The organism is Arthrobacter sp. SLBN-100, from assembly GCF_006715305.1.
In the GTDB taxonomy this organism is placed as follows: domain Bacteria; phylum Actinomycetota; class Actinomycetes; order Actinomycetales; family Micrococcaceae; genus Arthrobacter.
In genome coordinates, this window is the sequence record NZ_VFMY01000001.1 from 2,325,284 (window position 1) to 2,344,552 (window position 19,269).

15 protein-coding genes are annotated in these 19,269 nt (G+C 63.2%); 8 read left to right on the forward strand and 7 right to left on the reverse strand.

Annotated features, from left to right (window positions below; all coding sequences use genetic code 11):
• Nucleotides 1-53: 53 nt before the first annotated feature.
• The 5 genes from FBY31_RS10915 (at nucleotide 54) to FBY31_RS10935 (ending at nucleotide 6,796) form a co-directional block, all read left to right on the forward strand.
• Nucleotides 54-587 (forward strand): hypothetical protein, encoded by a 534-nt coding sequence (locus FBY31_RS10915; protein WP_142040522.1) that lies wholly within the window; start codon nucleotides 54-56, stop codon nucleotides 585-587.
• Nucleotides 588-595: 8 nt separating this feature from the next.
• Nucleotides 596-2,233, forward strand: coding sequence for an alpha/beta fold hydrolase (locus FBY31_RS10920; protein ID WP_142040525.1), 1,638 nt, complete (start codon nucleotides 596-598; stop codon nucleotides 2,231-2,233).
• Nucleotides 2,234-2,336: 103 nt separating this feature from the next.
• Nucleotides 2,337-2,912, forward strand: a complete 576-nt coding sequence (locus FBY31_RS10925; protein ID WP_142040528.1) for a hypothetical protein — start codon at nucleotides 2,337-2,339, stop codon at nucleotides 2,910-2,912.
• Nucleotides 2,909-5,797, forward strand: coding sequence for an ATP-binding cassette domain-containing protein (locus FBY31_RS10930; RefSeq protein WP_142040531.1), 2,889 nt, complete (start codon nucleotides 2,909-2,911; stop codon nucleotides 5,795-5,797). Before FBY31_RS10925 ends, FBY31_RS10930 begins: the two co-directional genes overlap by 4 nt.
• A gap of 174 nt (nucleotides 5,798-5,971) precedes the next feature.
• On the forward strand, nucleotides 5,972-6,796 hold the full coding sequence (locus tag FBY31_RS10935; RefSeq protein ID WP_142040534.1) for an alpha/beta fold hydrolase: 825 nt from the start codon (nucleotides 5,972-5,974) through the stop codon (nucleotides 6,794-6,796).
• Between the two features lie 115 nt (nucleotides 6,797-6,911).
• Here the strand turns inward: FBY31_RS10935 and FBY31_RS10940 are convergent, their stop codons facing one another.
• Complete coding sequence (locus FBY31_RS10940; protein WP_142040537.1) at nucleotides 6,912-8,144, reverse strand: saccharopine dehydrogenase family protein; 1,233 nt, start codon at nucleotides 8,142-8,144, stop codon at nucleotides 6,912-6,914.
• Nucleotides 8,145-8,564: 420 nt separating this feature from the next.
• Between FBY31_RS10940 and FBY31_RS10945 the strand changes: the two genes are divergently transcribed.
• Nucleotides 8,565-8,933: a YybH family protein gene (locus FBY31_RS10945; RefSeq protein ID WP_142040540.1), complete on the forward strand. Its 369-nt coding sequence runs from the start codon at nucleotides 8,565-8,567 to the stop codon at nucleotides 8,931-8,933.
• Nucleotides 8,934-9,107: 174 nt separating this feature from the next.
• The gene (locus FBY31_RS10950) at nucleotides 9,108-10,076 is read left to right on the forward strand and encodes a GNAT family N-acetyltransferase (protein WP_142040543.1); all 969 of its coding nucleotides are present in this window, start codon (nucleotides 9,108-9,110) and stop codon (nucleotides 10,074-10,076) included.
• Between the two features lie 22 nt (nucleotides 10,077-10,098).
• On the opposite strand, the gene metH is transcribed toward FBY31_RS10950, so the two are convergent.
• From metH to solA, 6 genes are all read right to left on the reverse strand, one after another.
• A complete protein-coding gene (gene metH / locus FBY31_RS10955; RefSeq protein ID WP_142040545.1) occupies nucleotides 10,099-13,749 on the reverse strand; it encodes a methionine synthase in 3,651 nt (1,216 codons plus the stop codon).
• 258 nt (nucleotides 13,750-14,007) lie between these two features.
• Entirely contained in the window at nucleotides 14,008-14,736 is a 729-nt protein-coding gene (locus tag FBY31_RS10960; RefSeq protein ID WP_235013020.1) for an SDR family oxidoreductase, read from the reverse strand.
• A complete protein-coding gene (locus FBY31_RS10965) occupies nucleotides 14,736-15,488 on the reverse strand; it encodes an amino acid ABC transporter ATP-binding protein (protein ID WP_327436924.1) in 753 nt (250 codons plus the stop codon). Before FBY31_RS10965 ends, FBY31_RS10960 begins: the two co-directional genes overlap by 1 nt.
• Nucleotides 15,485-16,273 (reverse strand): amino acid ABC transporter permease, encoded by a 789-nt coding sequence (locus FBY31_RS10970; RefSeq protein WP_142040548.1) that lies wholly within the window; start codon nucleotides 16,271-16,273, stop codon nucleotides 15,485-15,487. Before FBY31_RS10970 ends, FBY31_RS10965 begins: the two co-directional genes overlap by 4 nt.
• Nucleotides 16,274-16,370: 97 nt before the next feature.
• Nucleotides 16,371-17,192, reverse strand: coding sequence for a substrate-binding periplasmic protein (locus FBY31_RS10975; protein ID WP_142040551.1), 822 nt, complete (start codon nucleotides 17,190-17,192; stop codon nucleotides 16,371-16,373).
• Nucleotides 17,193-18,371, reverse strand: a complete 1,179-nt coding sequence (gene solA / locus FBY31_RS10980) for an N-methyl-L-tryptophan oxidase (RefSeq protein ID WP_142040554.1) — start codon at nucleotides 18,369-18,371, stop codon at nucleotides 17,193-17,195.
• Nucleotides 18,372-18,565: 194 nt separating this feature from the next.
• On the opposite strand from solA, the gene FBY31_RS10985 reads away from it, so the two are divergent.
• Entirely contained in the window at nucleotides 18,566-19,144 is a 579-nt protein-coding gene (locus FBY31_RS10985; RefSeq protein WP_142040557.1) for a cupin domain-containing protein, read from the forward strand.
• The last annotated feature ends 125 nt before the right edge of the window (nucleotides 19,145-19,269 follow it).

Below are 19,269 nucleotides of genomic sequence, written 5' to 3' on the forward strand. Positions count from 1 at the left end.
CCATTCCCCAGCAGGGGTTCCCTGCCAGTGCGACGATCGGAAGGTCCCAAATCATGAATTTTCCGCTTTCCAGCAGAATATTTTCGCGGGTACTCGCCGCCCTGCTGATCTTCAATGCCGTGTCATCCTTCGGTGGCGCCGTCATGGCCATCTTCTTCAACGGAGCGGGCGTACCGCTGGAGCTCCTTGCCGGTTCATGGTTTCAGTCCTTCCTGGTCCTAGGCCTCATCCTGGGAATCATCCTCGGCGGCACGCACACGTTTGCGGCGATCGCAGTGCCCAGACGGCGTCCCTGGGCTCTACTGGCGTCGGGGGTTGCTGGCTTCGCAATGCTGATCTGGAATTTCACCGAGCTGGCCATCATCGGATACTCCTGGCTGCAAAGCGTGTACTTCGGGTTCGGCATTTTGGAGCTGGTCCTGGTTCTTGCTCTGCTTGGAATCGCCCCCGCAATAGTTTCGCCCTGGCGCGGCTCGCCGGAGCAACCTGCAGATCCACCCGTGCAGAGCCCCCGTGAAGCCGAACTGAGCCTGAACATACACCCAAAACCCACCCTCCACGGGTTCAGGTCCGTCCACTATCCCTGAGGTGCGGAATGAAGAACCAAGTCTCCAAGCTTTCGGTCTTTACCTCCCCCGCCGGCGAACTGGAGGTACTGCGGGCATATGACCGGGTGCTCCAACACTGGAGCGTTCCCTACACCGAACAGGTGGTGCCAACGTCCTTCGGGCAAACCCACGTGATTGTGAGCGGCCCTCCAGAAGCACCCCCGATTGTATTTCTCCACCCTCTGCTGGCAACGTCCACCATCTGGGGGCCGAATGTCGAGGAGCTCAGCCGGGATTTCAGAACCTATGCCGTCGATATCGTCGGGGAACCAAACAGGAGCGTCCCGTCCCGACCCATGACCAAGAGCAGCGACATCACCCAATGGTTCTCCGAAGTGCTGGATGGGCTGGGCCTCGCCGAAGCGCACCTCGTGGGGGCTTCCTTCGGCGGTTTCCTGAGCGCAGGCTTGGCCATGGAGATGCCGGAACGCATCCGCCGGCTGGTCCTGATTGACCCGGCCGCGACGTTCCATGCCATTGTCCCCTTCTACATCCACCTCTTCATTCCCAAATTCCTGTCCTTACTTTTCCCCCGGCTCCCCTCAACCAGACAGCACATCCGAAGGGGCATGAACTGGCTCAGGAACGGTCTGCCTCCCGATCCGCTCTGGGAAGACCTGTTCTTCGCGACCATGGTTCACGGGGGCATGACAAACCATATTTTTCCCAGGGTCTACCCCCGGCGACGCCTCGCGACCATTTCGATGCCGACGCTGCTCCTCATCGGCGCGAAGGAGCGGCTGTACCGTCCAAGTACCGTATTCCGGCGTGCAAGTAAGTGGGTCCCGGACATACAAACGCAGATCATCCCCAACGCCTACCACTTCGCCGCTCTTTCCCAGCCCGGCATCGTGAACAGCCACCTGCAAGAGTTCCTGGCTGACGCCGGTTCGGCCGGCCCACTCGGTCCTCACTCCCCCGTCCAAGGCAAGAAACAGCCCCAGCGCAGCGCCGAAAGCCAGAAGGCACACCATTGGGCCAAAACCATTCGCCAGGCGACGGAGACCGCCAAGGCTGTCCCCCTCTTCATCACCGCTCCGCTCTTCCGGCACTGGCACCTCCGCTGGGGCGCCACGGATCAAGAGGTCACGGGACCAATGCCCGGCGACGAACTGGTCCCGGTATCGCACTTCACCGCCACGCGGGCGATAACTATAGACGCGGATCCTGAGATGGTCTGGCCCTGGCTGATGCAGGTCGGCTTCAAAAGGGCAGGATTCTATGCATACGACCTGCTCGACTCCCTTGGAGAGCCGAGCGCCGAAACCATCCTGCCGCAGTGGCAGGACCCCCACATTGGAGACGTTGCAGCCCCGATGACCAGCGAGGCCACTCCCTCGACCTCTTTCACAGTAGCCTCGCTTCACAGGCCTGATTCCATCGTCTGGTCAAAGCCCGATTCCACGTGGGCCTGGCACCTGACCAAACTCCCCACCGGCGGGACCCGGCTCGTGACGCGACTCAAGCAGCGTTACCGCCCCGGCCCCTCCCTGATCCTCACCGTGCCCCTCCTGGAGTTCGGGGACTTCCCGATGATGAGGAAAATGCTCCTGGGCATCAAAGCCCGGGCTGAGGCAACGGCATCTGCATCTGCATCTGCATCGACGCAAGGTAGGGCCCCATAGTTCCCCAAGCGTTCGCCAGCGCACATCCCCAACGATGACAGAACTGACGTCACAAAACGCGACTGCATCCGGATCCGGACAGGCAACGCCCTACCCTTAACAGGTGACTTTGACTAAGATCCGCACCGCGGCCGCGAGCTCCCTCGCCGCCGCCGGTCTCCTGTTTTCCCTCGCCGCATGTTCCGCGCCGGCCACCACCCAGCCAGCTGCCTCTGAGCCCGCTTCCACGGCAGCAACTTCTTCCACAGCATCGGCTTCATCCGCCGCCGCCTCCGGGCCCTGCGACGGCGTGAAGGTCATCGTCGACTCGGGCGCCCTGAAGCAGGAGGCCGCTGACACGTCCGTGTGCGTCCCCGTGGACGAGCCCACCGTCGCTGCCGATTTGCTCAAGGATGCCAACATCAAGACCGAGGGCACCACGCAGTACCCCACCGAGCTGGTCTGCCGCGTGAACGGTGTCCCCGCTGCTGACCTCGACATCGTCCACAAGGGCGGCACATACCGGGAAGAATGCAAGGGCATGACCGCTGCCTTCGCCTACTGGTCCCTCTGGGTTAAGCCGGCCTCCGGTGATTGGGCTTACGCCCAGGAAGGCCACGCCACCCTGAAGGTGAGCCCCGGAGAGAGCCTGGAACTGCTGTACACGGTCGACGGCGAACCGGCCACCCCCGCGGCATGACCTTCCGACCCGCGCCGTTACGCGCTGCGGCGGCTCTCGCCGTCGTCTTCATCGTGGCGCGGGTCATCTACCGCATCCTTTTCAACGGGGCGGGCATCGGCGAACCGGTTCTGCTCGACCTGCCGGCGATCCGGCTGCCAGCCCCGTACGCCCATGTGGCCCTCCTCGGCCCGGTCACTGGGCCCGGGCTGTGGGCGGCGGTCCTGTCCGCCCTGCCGATTGCCGGGATGTTCCTCGGCTTCGGCCTGCTCAATGCCTGGGTGGACGTGGCCCGCGGCTTTGTGCACCTGGCCCGCCGCGGCCCCCTGCAGGGCATAGGCCGGATGCTCGTGGTGGCCTGGGCGGCGCTCCCTGCACTTTCCGACGCCGTGACCTCCGTCCGCCTGGCGTTCCGGTTGCGGGGCGAACGCTTCGGCCCCCGCGCCCTGGTGCCCGTGCTCGAGCGCACCCTGGAACATGCCAGCCGAGTTGCCGCGGCCCTGGAGCTGCGCGGCTTCGGGAGCCGGGCGCAGCGCTCTTCCAAGAACGACGACGGCGGCCCGCTCCAGGTGCGGGACGCCCAGTTCCGCATCGGTGACGCGCAGGTGAGCGTCAACAGGTTCACGCCGTCGAGCGGGTCCATCACGGTGATCACCGGACCCACGGGTTCCGGCAAGTCCACCATCCTGAGGGGCATCGCCGGGCTCCTCTCCCAAGTCGACGGCGGAGACATTTCCGGCACGGTGCGCGTCGCCGGAATGGACCGTGCCAGCACGCCCCCGCGCGATACCGCCCGCCGCGTCGGCGTCGTCCTGCAGAATCCCCGCGCGGCCTTCGCCACCACCCGGGTCCGAGATGAAATCTCACTCGCACTTGAGCTGCGCGGCGTGGCATTCGGCACAGCCAAGGACCGCGTGGAGGAGGTCGCCGAGCGGATTGGCGTGGCCGCGCTGCTGGACCGGAATCTCAGCACCCTCTCGGCGGGCGAGGCAACCCTCGTGGCCATCGCGGCCGCAGTGGTGGAGCAACCGGCCCTGCTCCTGGCTGACGAGCCTCTGGCCGACCTCGACACCAAGGCACGCGGCCGCGTCATCGCCGTGCTCCACGACCTTGCCCGCGACTCCGGCGTCTGCGTCATCGTGGCGGAGCACCGGGCGGAAGCGCTGATAACCGTTGCCGACTCGTGGTGGACCATCGACGACGGCACATTGATCTCAACTACAGGGGTCCCGGGTGCCGCGCCAGGGCCCTCTTTGCCCACCCAGGCCATCCCAGCACCTGCATACCCGACTGACCTCGCCCCTGTGCTGACGGCCACAAACCTCGCCGTGCATCGCAAAGGCACCTCGCTGGTGCGCGATGCATCCCTGACCCTGCACCGCGGTGAAGTGGTGGCCCTGGTGGGGCCGAACGGGGCCGGGAAGTCGTCCCTCCTGGTGGCGCTGGCCCTAGGTGAAGGCACGCGCGGTGCGGGCAGCGGCGGTCAGGGCGGTGGCGGTGTAAAAACGCTCGACAGCGGTCGGGTCGCCCTGGTGCCGGACGCCTCGGACGACCTCTTCACCAGGGATACGGTCGCAGGAGAGCTTCGCGCGGCTGAGCGTCGCCTTGCGCGCCGAAAGAACGGCGGACAGCCCGCGCCCGGCTTTGCGGCGTCGCGCCTGGCCCGCCTGCGGGGCGGCGTCACCATCCCCATCGGGCACGAGCATCCCCGGGACCTCTCCGCCGGAGAGCGCAGGATCCTTGCCATCGCGCTGCAGACCATGGACGATCCCCAGGTCCTCCTGATCGATGAGCCCACTCGCGGACTCGATCCGGCGGCACGTACAGCAGTCGCCTCAGCTTTGCGGGCTGCGGCAGACTCCGGCGCGGCGGTCCTCATCGCCACCCACGACCACGACTTTGCCCACGGCCTGGGCGCCCGGATCCTCCCAATGCGTGACGGCGTCACGCCCGCTTCTCTTCCGGCGGAAGAACTTCACGCGCCCCTTCCGCTCCCCCGGCAGGCAGGCGCCGGACCCAGGGCAACGCTCGTCGAGGAGCAATCAGACTCCCGAGTCGCGGAACGAAAACGCCGCATCCGGCTGCCGCGCGGCGTCGAACTCGCAGTTCTCGCCGCCGCAAATCTTCTGGCCCTGGCAGCATTCTGCTGGCCGCTGCTCGCCGCGGCCCTTCCGCAGGATGCCGCGGCGGCCCTCCCCTACGCAGCCCTGGCCATCGCGCCGCTCGCCGCGGTCGCCGTCGTCGTATCCCTCGATGGCTCTGTCCGCTCCGCCCACACGGTGGCACTGCTCGGCGTCCTGGCAGCCGTCGGTTCCGCAGTCCGGGTGGCGAGCACCGGCGTCGGGGGCGTCGAGGCAGTCTTTATTCTGTTGATCCTGGCCGGCCGGGCCTTCGGTCCCCGTTTCGGCCTGCTCCTCGGCACCGCCACCATCGCCCTCTCCAGCGCCTTGTGGGGCGGGATCGGGCCGTGGACACCGTTCCAGATCTTCGCCTGTGCGTGGGTGGGCGCGGGGGCCGGCCTGCTCCCCCGCAGCGTCCGGGGCAAGGCGGAACTGTGGATGCTGTGCGGCTACGGCGCCGTGGCGTCCTACCTGTTCGGCCTGCTGACGAACCTGTGGTTCTGGCCCTTCGCCGTCGGCGCCGGCACCGGCATCTCGTACGAGCCGGGCGCGCCGCTGGCCACCAACCTGGGCAGCTTCCTGCTCTACTCGCTGGTGACGTCGACGGCGGGCTGGGACACCCTGCGTGCGGTGACCACCATCATCGGGATCGCTGTGGTGGGGCGCGCGATCCTCGCGGCGCTCCGGCGGGTGAAGCCGGTCTACGGCGCGGGTGGAGGCGCTGGCAGAAACGCCGCGCAGGCTTCATCCGACCAAGCCAGGGACCGGCTACAAATTGGAGTTTGAGGACACCCGAAACCCGACACCATGGTCCCTGTCGGGGAGTCACCTAAGCCGCGTCGCACGCAATGGGCTGAATGGACGTCGCCTTGAAGGTCATAGTGGGAGGATCCCTAGGATTCGCTATTTCCCGTGGATAGTCTGGGACAGGACGCCACCCTACGGAGGGTCAGTGAGAACGTGAAAGAAGGAGTTGCTGCGGTAATCGGCCGGAACAATGTCACCATATCGGGCCGGGATGATGGGCCTGTGATGATGTTTGCCCACGGTTTTGGCTGCGATCAGGCTATGTGGCTGAAGCTGCTTCCCTTTTTCGCTGATGATTACCGGCTGGTGCTTTTTGATCATGTTGGTGCAGGAGACTCCGACATCAGCGCCTATGACTGGGAGAAGTACGGGTCCCTCAACGGGTACGCGTCGGACCTGCTGGAGATTTGCGCCGCCCTTGACCTTGAGGACGTCATCCTGGTGGGCCACAGTGTCAGCACAATGATCGCCGTGATCGCCGCAGTGCAGGACCCCAGCCGCTTCTCCCACCTGGTCCTGCTTGCTCCTTCACCCCGTCACACCGATGACCCGTACGACGGCTACGTGGGCGGGTTTTCGCGCGAAGACATCGAGGGCCTGCTGGCATCCCTGGACAGCAACTATTTCGCCTGGGCCGCGACCCTGGCGCCCATGGTCATGGGCAACCCGCAGGAGCCGGCATTAGCGGAGGACCTGCGCGTCAGCTTCTGCCGGACAAATCCGACCATCGCACGGCACTTCGCCGGGGTAACCTTCTTCTCCGACACCCGCCCTGAACTGAAAAAGTTGCGCACCAGCTGCCTGATTCTGCAGTGCTCCGACGATCGGCTTGCCCCGCCGGAAGTGGGCGACTACCTGCACAAGAATCTGGATCACAGCACCCTGGTGCAGCTGCAGGCCACCGGGCACTGCCCCCACGTCAGCGCCCCTGAGGAGACGGCCCGGGTGATTCTGCACTACCTCAACACCCGCTCGTGACGGGCGCCGCCGGCCCCTTCCCCGCCCGGTTTTGAAGCCTTCTTTCATCAAGCGCCTCCGCGGGTGCCTGGCTAACAGGATTGCCCCGTTATCAGTTGATCTGCAGGACTTGGGTTCAGGCGAGTCTGTTTACCTCGTAAGTGTGGCCGGCCGCGCGGAGTCGCTGTATGAGCACGTTGCCGAGTGCAGTGGCCGGTGTCAGCGATCCTTTCGCGGTCGGCAGCCGGTCACCGTCGAGGGCAAGAGCGAGTGCAGTCTCCCCTGCCATCACGGCGGTGGCGGCATAACCGGGATCACCGGGGCCAGCAGCAATCGCCTGGTAACAGTGCCCGTCCTCGGTGCGGGCGGTCACCTTCGAACGGAACCAGCCCGCGCGCTGCGTGCCGGTGCTCGGGCCCGCACCTGGTGCCGGAAGACAGCGGTCGAGCACCCGCCGGGTCGGCGGGAACGCCATCGCTCCCGTGAATGCCCGGAGCCCTAGTGCCATTGCCCTGGCGGTGACCGCTCCTGCCGGTCCGGGGGCCACCCCCATCACCTCACCGTACTGAAGGGACCGGCCGTAGGCCCAGCCCTGCAATGCGTTGCTGCGGCGCACTATCCGAGTGTTGAACGGAGCCATGATGAAAGGCGCGGTCCAGGTGCCGTCATCGGAACGGCGCACAGGACCGGCGTCAAGAGGCTGTTGTATCGTCGGCTCCCGTGTCCGGTCAGGGCTCAGAGCATAGGGGTCCGCGGCTAATGACCGCAGGGCGGTGCTCGATCGCATCGCGTCGAGCTGCCCGCGCATCGATTCGAGCGTGCCTCCGCTGATGCCACCCTTGGCCGTAGCAACGAGTTGAACCTCGACCAAACCGCCAGCGCCATCGGCTTCTGCCGCCTGATGCAACAGCAGTACAGCGAGATCGGACGGCACCGAGTCGTAGCCGCAGGAGTGCACGATCCTGGCCCCGCTCGTCCTGGCCAGAACGTCGTAGCGATCAATCGCCTCCCGGACGAAGGACACCTCACCCGCGAGGTCGGCATAGTGGGTATTGGCCCGTGCGCAGGCCTCGACGACTGGTAGTCCGTGTTTCGCGTATGGACCGACGGTTGTGAAGAGCACGCGTGTGCCCGCGGCCAGGGCGGCGATCGAGTCCGCGTCCTCCGAGTCGGCTTCGATGAGGGCCCATCCGTGCGCCGCGACCGGCAACTGCGACCGAACCGCCCCGAGCCTGGACCTCGACCGGCCCGCGAGTCCAACTCGCATACCGGCCGGTACATGCTCCGCGACGTAGCCCGCGATCAGTCGGCCAACGAAACCCGTCGCTCCGTAGAGAACGAGGTCATGTTCCCGAGATGAGTTGTCCATAACTGCAGCCTTTCACAGCGGCAACTCCACGCCGACACACGGCTCCTTGCCTTGGCCCCTCGGAACAACCGGAACTGATCTTACGTTCGAACGCGAGGTCCGGTATACCCGCCCACAGCCGGGGCCAATCCTCGTAGGTATCCCACCGCTGCTGCTGCCAGGTGCTACCCAGGCGGCTCCCTACTCCAGCCGTGGATCCGCCGCTTTGGCGGCACCGGAGTTCCGGTAACGCGGCAGTAATGGTCAAGACGATGTACTGGAACTGAAGCGTAACTGAAGTCAGTTTGCAGCAAGACCCACGAACGTCACGCTTCACCCGAGGTATGGACATGTAACGGGATTCGGCCTGCGACTGGAAGGCACGTATGGTTCCCGCCCAATACTGCTGAGAAGGCGCACATTGGCCGTTTGGAGGACAGAATGAAAATTACAGATCCGGGCGCTCTGCACCCTGCATGGGCAGAATGCTTCAACCGCCAGGACTTGGACGGGATGGCTGGCTTCATGGACACAAATGCCGTATTCGCCCCTCAGCCCGGGTTGGCCCTCAGCGGTGAGGACAACCTCGTAGCCCAGCGCCAGTTCCTCGCCATGGGACTGCCGATCGACTTGACCGTCCGCCACGTACTACGGGAAGGAGATATAGCGCTAGCGATCGTTGACTGGACAATCAAGGGCACGGCCGCCGATGGCAATGAAGTGGACCTGAAAGGCACCGCTGCTGATGTTCTTCGTCTGAACGACCAAGGGTGGAAGCTCATCATAGACAACCCCTTCGGCACCGCCTGAGCGGGGCAACTTCGTTTTCGAGTGGAAACCAGCATGACGCCGCCAGCCCCAGAGATCCCTGTACGTCGGCAATGCGGACCAGGTGCGGCATAGGCCTCTACGTCCATAGATGGACGAACAACTGGCCGGATGATGCAACTGAGCACAAGCAAACACTGATGGAGGCAGAAATTTATGACCACACAGGAAACCGGACCCAAGAGTGTTGTGGGCCCTGTATTGGTCCGTCCGCTGGGGGAAGCGGACCTTGATCGTGCTGACGAGATCCTCAGGGAAGCGTTTGGGACGTTCCTCGGAGTCCCCGATCTGTTCGGAACCGCTGACTATGTCAGGACTCGCTTTGCCGCCGATCCGCATGCCGCCTTCGCCGCGATGGTGGACGGCGAGCTCGTCGGATCGAACTTCGCCACCAGCTGGGGCAGCGTCGGGTTCTTCGGCCCGTTGACCGTGCGTCCCGATCTGTGGGACCAGGGCGTCGGTAAAAGCCTGATGGAACCGATCATGGGATGCTTCGAGTCTTGGGGGAATAACCACCTCGGCCTGTTCACCTTCTCACACAGTCCTAAACACCTCGAGCTCTACCGCCGGTACGGTTTCTGGCCCCGATTCTTGACCGCCGTCATGCGTAAACAGGTCGCGCCCAGTGGCTCCATGCCCATCCACGTGACCTACGCCGACATGTCCGCCGCCGAACAGGCCGAATACATCAGTGCCTGTCGCACCCTAACCGACTCTGTGTACGTGGGTCTGGACCTGGAACGCGAAATTACGGCTGTTCATGCCCAAGGACTTGGCGACACCGTGCTGCTCCAGGGTGAGTCGGGGCTGGACGGCCTGGCCGTGTGTCATTGCGGTCCGGGATCGGAGGCCGGGTCGGATGTTTGCTTCGTTAAGTTCGGCGCTGTTCGCCCTGGCAGGCAGGCCGGTGACAGATTCGAGCGGTTACTCGACGCCTGCGAGCAACTGGCCTCCGAGCGCGGAATGAGGCAGCTCGAGGCAGGGATGAACCTGGGCCGCCCAGATGCCTATCAGCGCATGGTCGCCCGCGGTTTCCGTACCGGGTTGCAGGGCGTGACCATGCACCGGCCCAACGAGCCCGGCTACAGCCACTCTGACGCTTATGTGATCGACGACTGGCGCTGACAAACCAGGGACCGGCACCCACTCACACCTTGAAGTACTTCGCCTCCGGGTGGTGGAACACGAACGCGTCGGTGGACTGCTCGGGGTGCAGCATCAGCTCGTCGCTCAGGATCACGCCCATCCGCTCGGGTTTCAGCAGCTCCGTCACCTTGCGGCGGTCCTTCATGTCCGGGCACGCGGGGTAGCCGAGCGAGAACCGTGCGCCGCGGTAGTCGAGCTTGAAATATCCTGCAGTGTCCTTCGGTTCCTCGGCCGCGAAACCCAGCTCCTTGCGGATCCGCGCGTGCCAGAACTCGGCCAGCGCCTCGGTGAGCTGCATGACCAGGCCGTTGAGCTCGTAGTAGTCGCGGTACTGGTTGGCGGCGAACATCTTTGACGTGAACTCTTCGATCTTCGAGCCGGCGGTGACCAGCTGCACCGGCAGCACGTCCACCTGCCCGGATTCGCGCGACTTCACAAAGTCGGCCAGGCACAGGTGCCGGTCGCGCCGCTGGCGCGGGAAGTCGAAGCGCAGCCGGTCGGTGCCGATCGGACCGCCTGAACCGCCGTCAGGGGCGAGAAGACCCGCGGTGCCCAGGACGCCGTCGGGATCCGTATCATGGTGCAGCACCACCACCTGCTCCCCCTCGGAGACCACCGGGAAGTAGCCGTAAGCGACGGACGCGTCCAGCATTCCCTCGCCGAGGATGCGGTCCAGCCAGTAGCGCAGGCGCGGCCGGCCCTCGCGTTCCACCAGTTCCTCGTAGGAGGCGCCCTCCTCGCCGCGGCCGGGCTTGAGCCCCCACTGACCCATGAACGTGGCGCGCTCATCGAGGAACGCCGAGTAGTCGTGGAGCGAGACGCCGCGCACAATGCGGGTGCCCCAGAACGGCGGGGCGGGCACGGGGTTGTCGGCGGCGACGTCGGACCGGCCGGGCATGGCTTCCGGCTCGGTCACCGTGAACTTTGCGCCTCCCTTATGGATGCGCTTCTTCAGCGGCGGCAGGCCGACGTCGTCCGGCGACTCGCCGCGGGCCACGCGCACCAGCGGTTCCATCAGGGCGAGGCCCTCGAACGCGTCCTTGGCGTACCGGACCACGCCGTCAAACTGCTCGGCCAGGTCCTGCTCCACGTAAGCGCGGGTCAGGGCGGCGCCGCCCAGGATCACCGGCCACTTCTTCGCCAGGCCGCGGGACTGCAGCTCCGCGAGGTTTTCCTTCATCACCACCGTGGACTTCACCAGCAGCCCGGACATGCCGATCACGTCCGCGTTGTGCTCCTCGGCCGCGGCCATGATCTCGGCAATGCCCTGCTTGATGCCGATGTTGATGACTTTGTAGCCGTTGTTGGTGAGGATGATGTCCACCAGGTTCTTGCCGATGTCATGCACGTCGCCGCGCACGGTGGCGATCACCATGGTGCCCTTGCCCGAAGAATCCGACTTCTCCATGTGCGGCTCGAGGAGGGCGACGGCGTTCTTCATCACCTCGGCGGACTGCAGCACGAACGGCAGCTGCATCTCGCCGGCGCCGAAGCGTTCACCCACCACCTTCATGCCTTCGAGCAGGTGGTCGTTGATGATGCCGAGCGGGCTCATGCCCTCGGAGCGTGCCAGGTCGAGGTCCTCTTCCAGGCCCTTGCCTTCGCCGTCGATGATGCGCCGTTCCAGGCGCTGGCCGGTAGGCAGCGCAGCGAGTTCCGCGGCGCGCTGGTCCTTGAGCGCTGCAGTGTCGACGCCGGCGAACAGGTCCAGCATGATAGCCAGGGGGTCGTAGGTGGTGTTGCCGTCGGCGTCGTATTCGCGGCGGTCGTAGACGAGGTCCAGGGCCACTTTGCGCTGATCCTCCGGCAGTGAGGCGAGCGGGACGATCTTGGCGGCGTCGATGATGCCGCTGGTCAGGCCGGCCTGCACGGCTTCGTGCAGGAACACCGAGTTCAGGACCATGCGTGCTGCCGGGTTCAGTCCGAAGGACACGTTCGAAACGCCGAGTGTGGTGTTGATGCCGGGGTACTTGGTGGTGATCTGGCGGATGGCCTCGATGGTTTCGATGCCGTCCCGGCGGGTCTCTTCCTGGCCGGTGGCGACGGGGAAGGTCAGGGCGTCGACGATGATGTCCTCGACGCGCATCCCCCAGTCGCCCACCAGGGCGTCGACGAGGCGGGAGGCGATGGCCACCTTGCCCTCGGTGGTGCGTGCCTGGCCTTGCTCGTCGATGGTCAGGGCGATGACGGCGGTGCCGTGCTCCTTCACGAGCGGCATGATGCGCGCGAAGCGGCTGTCCGGGCCGTCGCCGTCCTCATAGTTAACGGAGTTGACCACCGGGCGTCCGCCGATGAGTTCCAGCCCGGCCCGCAGCACGGGCGGTTCGGTGGAGTCGATGACGAGCGGGAGGGTGGAGGCCGACGCGAAACGCGAGACGACCTCCTTGATGTCGGCCACGCCGTCGCGCCCCACGTAGTCGATGCAGACGTCCAGCAGGTGCGCGCCGACGCGGACCTGCTCGCGAGCAATATCCACGCAGTCGTCCCAGCGCTCTTCGAGCATCGCCTGACGGAACGCCTTCGAACCGTTCGCGTTGGTGCGCTCACCGATGGCGAGGTAGGCGGATTCCTGGTCAAAGTTCACGTGATGGTAGAGGGAGGCGATGCCGGCTTCGCGTTCGGTGGGGACGCGGGCGGGCTGTGTCTTGCCGTCCGCCGTGGCGGGCACGGCTTTGGTGCGGAAGGGCGCAAGACGTTCGACGACGGCGGCCATGTGCTCCGGCGTCGTACCGCAGCAGCCGCCCACCAGGCCGAGGCCGAATTCGCGCACGAACTGCTCGTGGGCGGTGGCGAGTTCGGTGGGTGAGAGCGGGTAGTGCGCGCCGTTGGCGCCGAGGACGGGCAAGCCGGCGTTGGGCATACAGGCGATGGCGACGGAGGACTGCTTGGAGAGGTGGCGCAGGTGCTCGCTCATCTCGTCCGGGCCGGTGGCACAGTTCAGGCCGATGGCGTCGACGCCGAGAGGCTCGAGTGCGGTGAGCGCCGCGCCGATTTCGGATCCCATGAGCATGGTTCCGGTGGTCTCGACGGTTACTTCAACGAAGATGGGGAGCCGGATGCCGCGGGACACGATGGCCTGCTTGCAGCCGTTGACCGCCGCCTTGGTCTGCAGGAGGTCCTGGCTGGTTTCGATGAGGAAGGCATCCGCTCCGCCGTCGATGAGGCCCTCGGCCTGCAGCGCGAAGGTCTGCTTGAGGTAGTCGTAGCTAGTATGGCCGAGGCTGGGAAGCTTCGTACCGGGGCCCATGGAGCCCAAGACCCAGCGCATGCGACCGTCTGTTGCTTCAGCCGCTTCTGCTCGCTCGCGGGCGATCGCTGCCCCTTTTCGGGCGAGCTCTTCGATCCGGTCGTCGATGCCGTAGTCGGAGAGGTTGGACCAGTTGGCGCCGAAGGTGTTGGTTTCCACTGCGTCAATGCCCGTGGCGAAGTACGCGTCATGGATATCGGCGAGGACGTCCGGGCGGGTGTCGTTGAGGATCTCGTTGCACCCTTCGAGGCCCTGGAAGTCTGTTTCCAGGGACAGGTCCCGGCCCTGCAGCATGGTGCCCATGGCGCCGTCGGCAATGACGACCCGGTGGTTCACGGCGTCCAGAAGCTCCTGCGAACGGGCAGGGCGGGGCACGGACTCAATATCAAGCGCAAAACGAGGCATCTAAACAGGTTACGGGCGACACGCCGAAACATTGCTTCGTATGTCCATGTGCTACGACGGGGGGCGGGCTTCCTAGAGCGTTTGTGCGGCCGGCGGTGGACGACGGCGGGACCTCCCGCCGTCGTCCACATGCCTTTGGCACCGCTCCCCTACAGTGCCGACAGCGGCCTTCATCAGCAGGCCAAGCCTTTCGGCCGCGAGCTGTGGTATCCGCAGTTGGCCGCGGTGTCGTTGATGGTAGGTCCGAAACCTCGGCGTTCACATCTTCACTGGTAACCGGGGTCGAATGGACAGGGACTCAATCATCGCTTCCTCAGTGGCATTAACGGCCAGCCGTACCGCGGCTGCAACCGAGGACGGGCGCAAGTACGTCTCAGGGTGGTGCTCCGCTCCCTCAAACGAAGCGATGCTACGCGCCATGGCAGTGTCAACGTAGCCAGGGTGGATGGATGTGACTCGCACACCGTTGACCCGTTCTTCCTCCCGCAGTACGTCCGCATAAGCCCGCAGCGCATGTTTCGTCGCACAATAGATGCTGTTTTTTTGCGAGGTGAACAGGCCCGCACCTGAATTGAGGAAGACGACGGTACCCGAGCTTCGCCGCAATGCCGGGAGCAATAGGCGTGTGAGTTCCGCGACGGCGAACAGATTGAGTTCAAAGCTCTCCCGCCACTCCGGTCGGGTCACACTGTCCGCCTTGCCTCGCAGGCTCATGCCCGCGGAGTGAACGAGGACATCAACACCCCGTTCTGACATCGCGAGCGCGGTCGCGTCGATGTCGCCCGTCACGTCCAGGACGATACTTTCGGCTTGCTCAAAGCGATTGGCGATATCCTCCAACTTGTGGCCAGCCCGGCCAATTAGGACAAGCTTATGAGTTACGGATAATTCCTCTGCGATGGCCAAGCCGATTCCGCTTGAGGCACCGGTAATAACGGCAATTGGGCGAGACTGCCCCGGGACGGCGGCTCCATTCTGCTCATCCACTAAAGAACCTGTTCCAGGAATGCCCGAAGCCTCGGCGACTCGGGAGCATCAAATAGTTTCTGCGGGCTTCCCTGTTCCACGATGCGGCCGCGGTCCATGAAAACGACCTGGTCGGCCACTTCACGCGCGAACCCCATCTCGTGCGTGACAGCTACCATGGTCATTCCGGTCGCGGACAAGTCCGCCATGAGGTGCAGAATGCCCTTGACGAGTTCAGGATCAAGGGCGGATGTCGCCTCGTCGAACAGCATAATTTCCGGTTCCATAGCAATGGCTCTGGCGATGGCGACACGCTGTTTCTGGCCCCCAGAGAGCGAGTCGGGGCGGAATTTGGCCTTGTCTGCCAAGCCCACAAGATTCAACGATGCGCGCGCCTTCTCGTCAGCGTCGGCTTTCCCAAGTTTCTGGACGTCTCGTAATGGCATCGTGAGGTTATCGAGAACCGTCTTGTGCGGGAACAGATTGAAGTGCTGAAAAACCATTCCAATGCGACGTCGCAGGTCGTCGTCCCTAAGGGCCGAAGTGTCCTGATCGCCCAGAAGAATCTGCCCCCAATAGGGACGCTCCAGTCGGTTGATGCATCGGAGGAGAGTCGATTTGCCTGATCCGGACGGACCGATGATGCAGGTTGTCCGTCCCTTGGGAATCTCAAGATTGATTCCGTGCAGCACCTCGTGGTCGCCAAACTTGACCTTGACGTCGGACATCTCCACACCGATGGGGTGAGCTGCCAGTTCGAGTGTGGCGTTCATTTTGATTCCTTTGCAGTGGTGGTCAACACGAGATCGGCGTACTTATCGAAGGTGTCCGCGTCTTCAACGGGTACTGAGACCTTTTTGCCGTCCTTCAGCCGCCGGTCAATACGTCCGACCAAGAAAGTCAATGGGATGGTGATGATCAGATACATGATGCCGGAGGTGACAAGGGGCGACAGATTTCCCGTTGTGATCGCCTCGTCCTGCCCCACCCGGAAGAGTTCCCGCTGGTTGGTAAGCAGGCCCAGAAAGTAGACCAGAGAGGAATCTTTGATGTTGGAAATGAACTGGTTAACCAAGGCTGGCAACACCCGCCGAATTCCCTGAGGAACAACTACCTTGAGCATGGCGCTGCTGTGACTCATACCAAGGGCACGGGATGCCTCAAATTGTCCACGTTCCACACTCTCGATACCCGAGCGGAAGATCTCGCCGATGTAGGCCGCAGAGATTAAACCCAGCGCCAGGATGCCGAGCGGGTAAGGGTTCGGACCCCACAACTCCAGCCCGAGCGGCGAGAGCCCCTGGCCAATGACGAGGATTGTAAGAACTGCGGGCAGGCCTCTAAACACATTGATAAATGTTCGGGCTGGCCATTTGAGCCATATCTTGTTGGACATACTCATGAGTGCGAGGGCCATGCCGAGGATCACCCCGAGAACCGATGCACAGAGGGCAAGCAACAGTGTGTTCCATACTGCGTACTGAAGCATGGTTGGGAGGACGCCTATAAGGGACTCCCAGTCAAAAAATGTGCGGAAGATGCGGTCGAGGATTTCCATGATGATTCCTTCTCATCGTGGTGGGGCAGGGACTGCCCCACCACGATTCTGGAGATATTCGGAGGGTCAGTGCAGCCTCTGGAAAGGCACCTTGCGGCTAGCTGAACATTTCGGGGACGGGCTGGTCCGGGAACCACTTTTGGTAAAGCTTCTGCCAAGTTCCATCCGCGACCAGCTTCTTCAGGCCGTCGTTGAACATCTCCGCCATCGGCATGTTTCCCTTACGGATCGCAGCCGCCACAGGCAGGTCAAGGATTGGTTCTTTGGACAAGATGACGATCCCTTCTTCGGGGTTCTTGGCTATGTAATCCTGGACCGGGGGAAGATCACCGAAGTAGCCATCGATTGTTCCTGTAGCAAGGGCCTGCATTGCGGTGTTGAAGTCAGGGAAGGCTACTGCGTCAGCGTTGGGATACTCCTTGACGGTGTATCCCTCGTAAATCGACCCTTTGAGAAAGCCAATGCGCTTTTCCGCCAAACCGGCAGGATCCGTGATTCCGGATTTGGTGGTGGTGGTGATCGATGCGTAACCGATGTAATACGGTTCGCTGAAATCCACGTTCTTGAGGCGAGCGGGCGTTCGGGAGATGGAGTTTACGGCAATGTCGGCTTGGCCGTTCTGAACGGTGGCAAGAATTGCACTGAAGTCCATCGTTACGTATTCGGTCTCGTAGCCGTTGGCTTGGGCAATGGCGTCGAGCACGTCAACGTCAAAGCCCTGCTGCTTACCCTCAGCGGTGAATGAACTGGGCTTGGAGTCGCCCGTGGTTGCTACGCGGATATGCCCGGGCGTCTGCGTCGAGTCTGGATAACTGACCGACGAAGACTTGGCCTCTCCGCCGGAAGAACAACCCGTGACAACAACGGAGGTCACTGCCAAGAAGACTGCAAGGCGTGAAATGGCGCCAAATTTTCTCATTTAACTTGCCTTTCGAAGCTGCGAAGCGGAATCAAATCGGTTTGGATCAACAAAGTCGGCGTTCATGAAGGGTTCTTCACCCAAGGACATCTGCGCGAGGAGTTCTCCGATTCCGGTGGCGTGCTTGAAGCCATGCCCGCTGCAGCCGCCACCGATGAGGAGGCGGGGATCATTTCCTGGCCGTCCGATCAGGAATTGATCGTCCGGCGTAACGGCGATCATGCATGGCCTCGACATGGAGGGGACCGGATCGAGCCCGGGGAACAACTGCTCAATGCTGCGGGACAAAACGGTCCAGTCTCGGGCGGGGTTGATACCTCGGTCGCATTCATCCGGATCCGTGGGGTCGAAAGCTCCCTTGTCGATACCGAGCCCGATTTTGACCGGTTCCCCAAACGCGCGGCCGTGACCCCAGAGGCTGACTCCGTTTTCGATGCGCCGCATGAAAGCCGGAAATTGATCGATTTCAAATGAAGGGTCTGACTCCCCCAGCCTGGACTCAAACCATTGCATTGGCGTGCGCAGTGGCGTCACGGGCAGACCCGGCACCAGCTTTCCCAGCCACGGGCCGGCTGTGACGATGACCTGTCGGGCAGCAAAGATCCTCCCGGCGGTGGTGACGACGACGCCACCATCAACAAGTTCTACTCCAGTTACCTTGGAGTCGAAGAAGGTCTGGGCTCCAGCTGCGATGGCCGCTTCATTGGCCGAACGCACTGCTGCGTCGGGTCTCAGCATGCCTGCCGCGGCATCCCAGATACCTACTTCGTCGTCTGCGACCGTGGCGTAGGCAGGGTACTTGGCTCGAACTTCTTCCGCCGAGAACTGTTCCAGCTCGACGCCAAACTTCTCCCCTGCAGCGATTGCTCCGCTGACCATGTCGCTTTCGGGCTTTCCGACCGTGAGCAGCCCTGTCTCGAAAAGCAGCTCCTCGCTGGAGCGGTCTTCAAGTTCGCGCCACAGATCACGTGAGCGTCGGGCCAGCGGTACGAGGTCAGGGTGCTCTTGGCACGCGATCCTGAATAGCCGTGAGTAGCCATGGGAGGATCCAAAGGCATGATTGATCCCGTACCTTTCGATGCCAATGCAGCGAACCCCTCTTTCAGCCAGTCGCCAGAGGGTCGAGGACCCCCACGCTCCTAGCCCGATGACGATCACATCCGCATCGAAATCTTTCATTGAACGCATCGCTCTCCTTGTAATAGCTACTTGCGTAAGAACAGGATGCCTGTGCCACATTTTCAAAATATTGAATATCCGTTTCCAGAGAGTTAACTTTCATCGGCTTGGCTCCGCCCGGGTGTCCACTTGGGATCAGCAATGGACACCATTACGATGCTGACTACCAACGCCCCTCGGGAGGGAGTGAACCGGTGATACTTTCTCCAAGAGAAATCGGGATGCGTCTCAAGCAAGTGCGCCTAGATCGTGGTCTGACGATAAGTGAGGTCGCCGAGGGCTCTGGGCTGTCGGCCGGCTTCATCTCGCTCGTCGAGAATGGCAAGTCCGACATCACCATCGGCCGACTCAACAAACTGCTTGAGTTCAATTCCATCCGCGTGACCGACTTCCTGGAACCAGAGTCCGGCCTGCCGGAGCGAGGCGAAGAGTCGCTTATTACCGGGGAATTCGGCAAAGATCGAACATTTGTCTCAGCAGCCGAAGGTGTCTCGTACCGTCACCTGCCTCGACTTCAAGACGGTCGGTTCATTCCCATCGAAGTCACCCTGGAACCTCTGGCGAAGATTTCTGATCATTCATCACACGCTGGCGACGAGTTCATTTACGTACTGCAGGGACGGTTCCACCTGACTGTTGGTTCTCGAGATATCAACCTGAAACCAGGGGAAAGCATCTATTTCGACGGGCTCACCCCTCACCGTTTCGAAAACCGGAGCCCACGGACTACCAAAGTCCTGGCGATCATGAGTGACCCCAGGTATTCGGCCTGAGAGGCGGAACCCAACCCGACGAGGCATCCAGCGGACCCCCTTCAATATTTTGATCCATACCGGCCTAACCCTCAGCCCGCACCGACCATCATCGGATCGGGGCTCGAACTGGAGAGGCCGCCCTA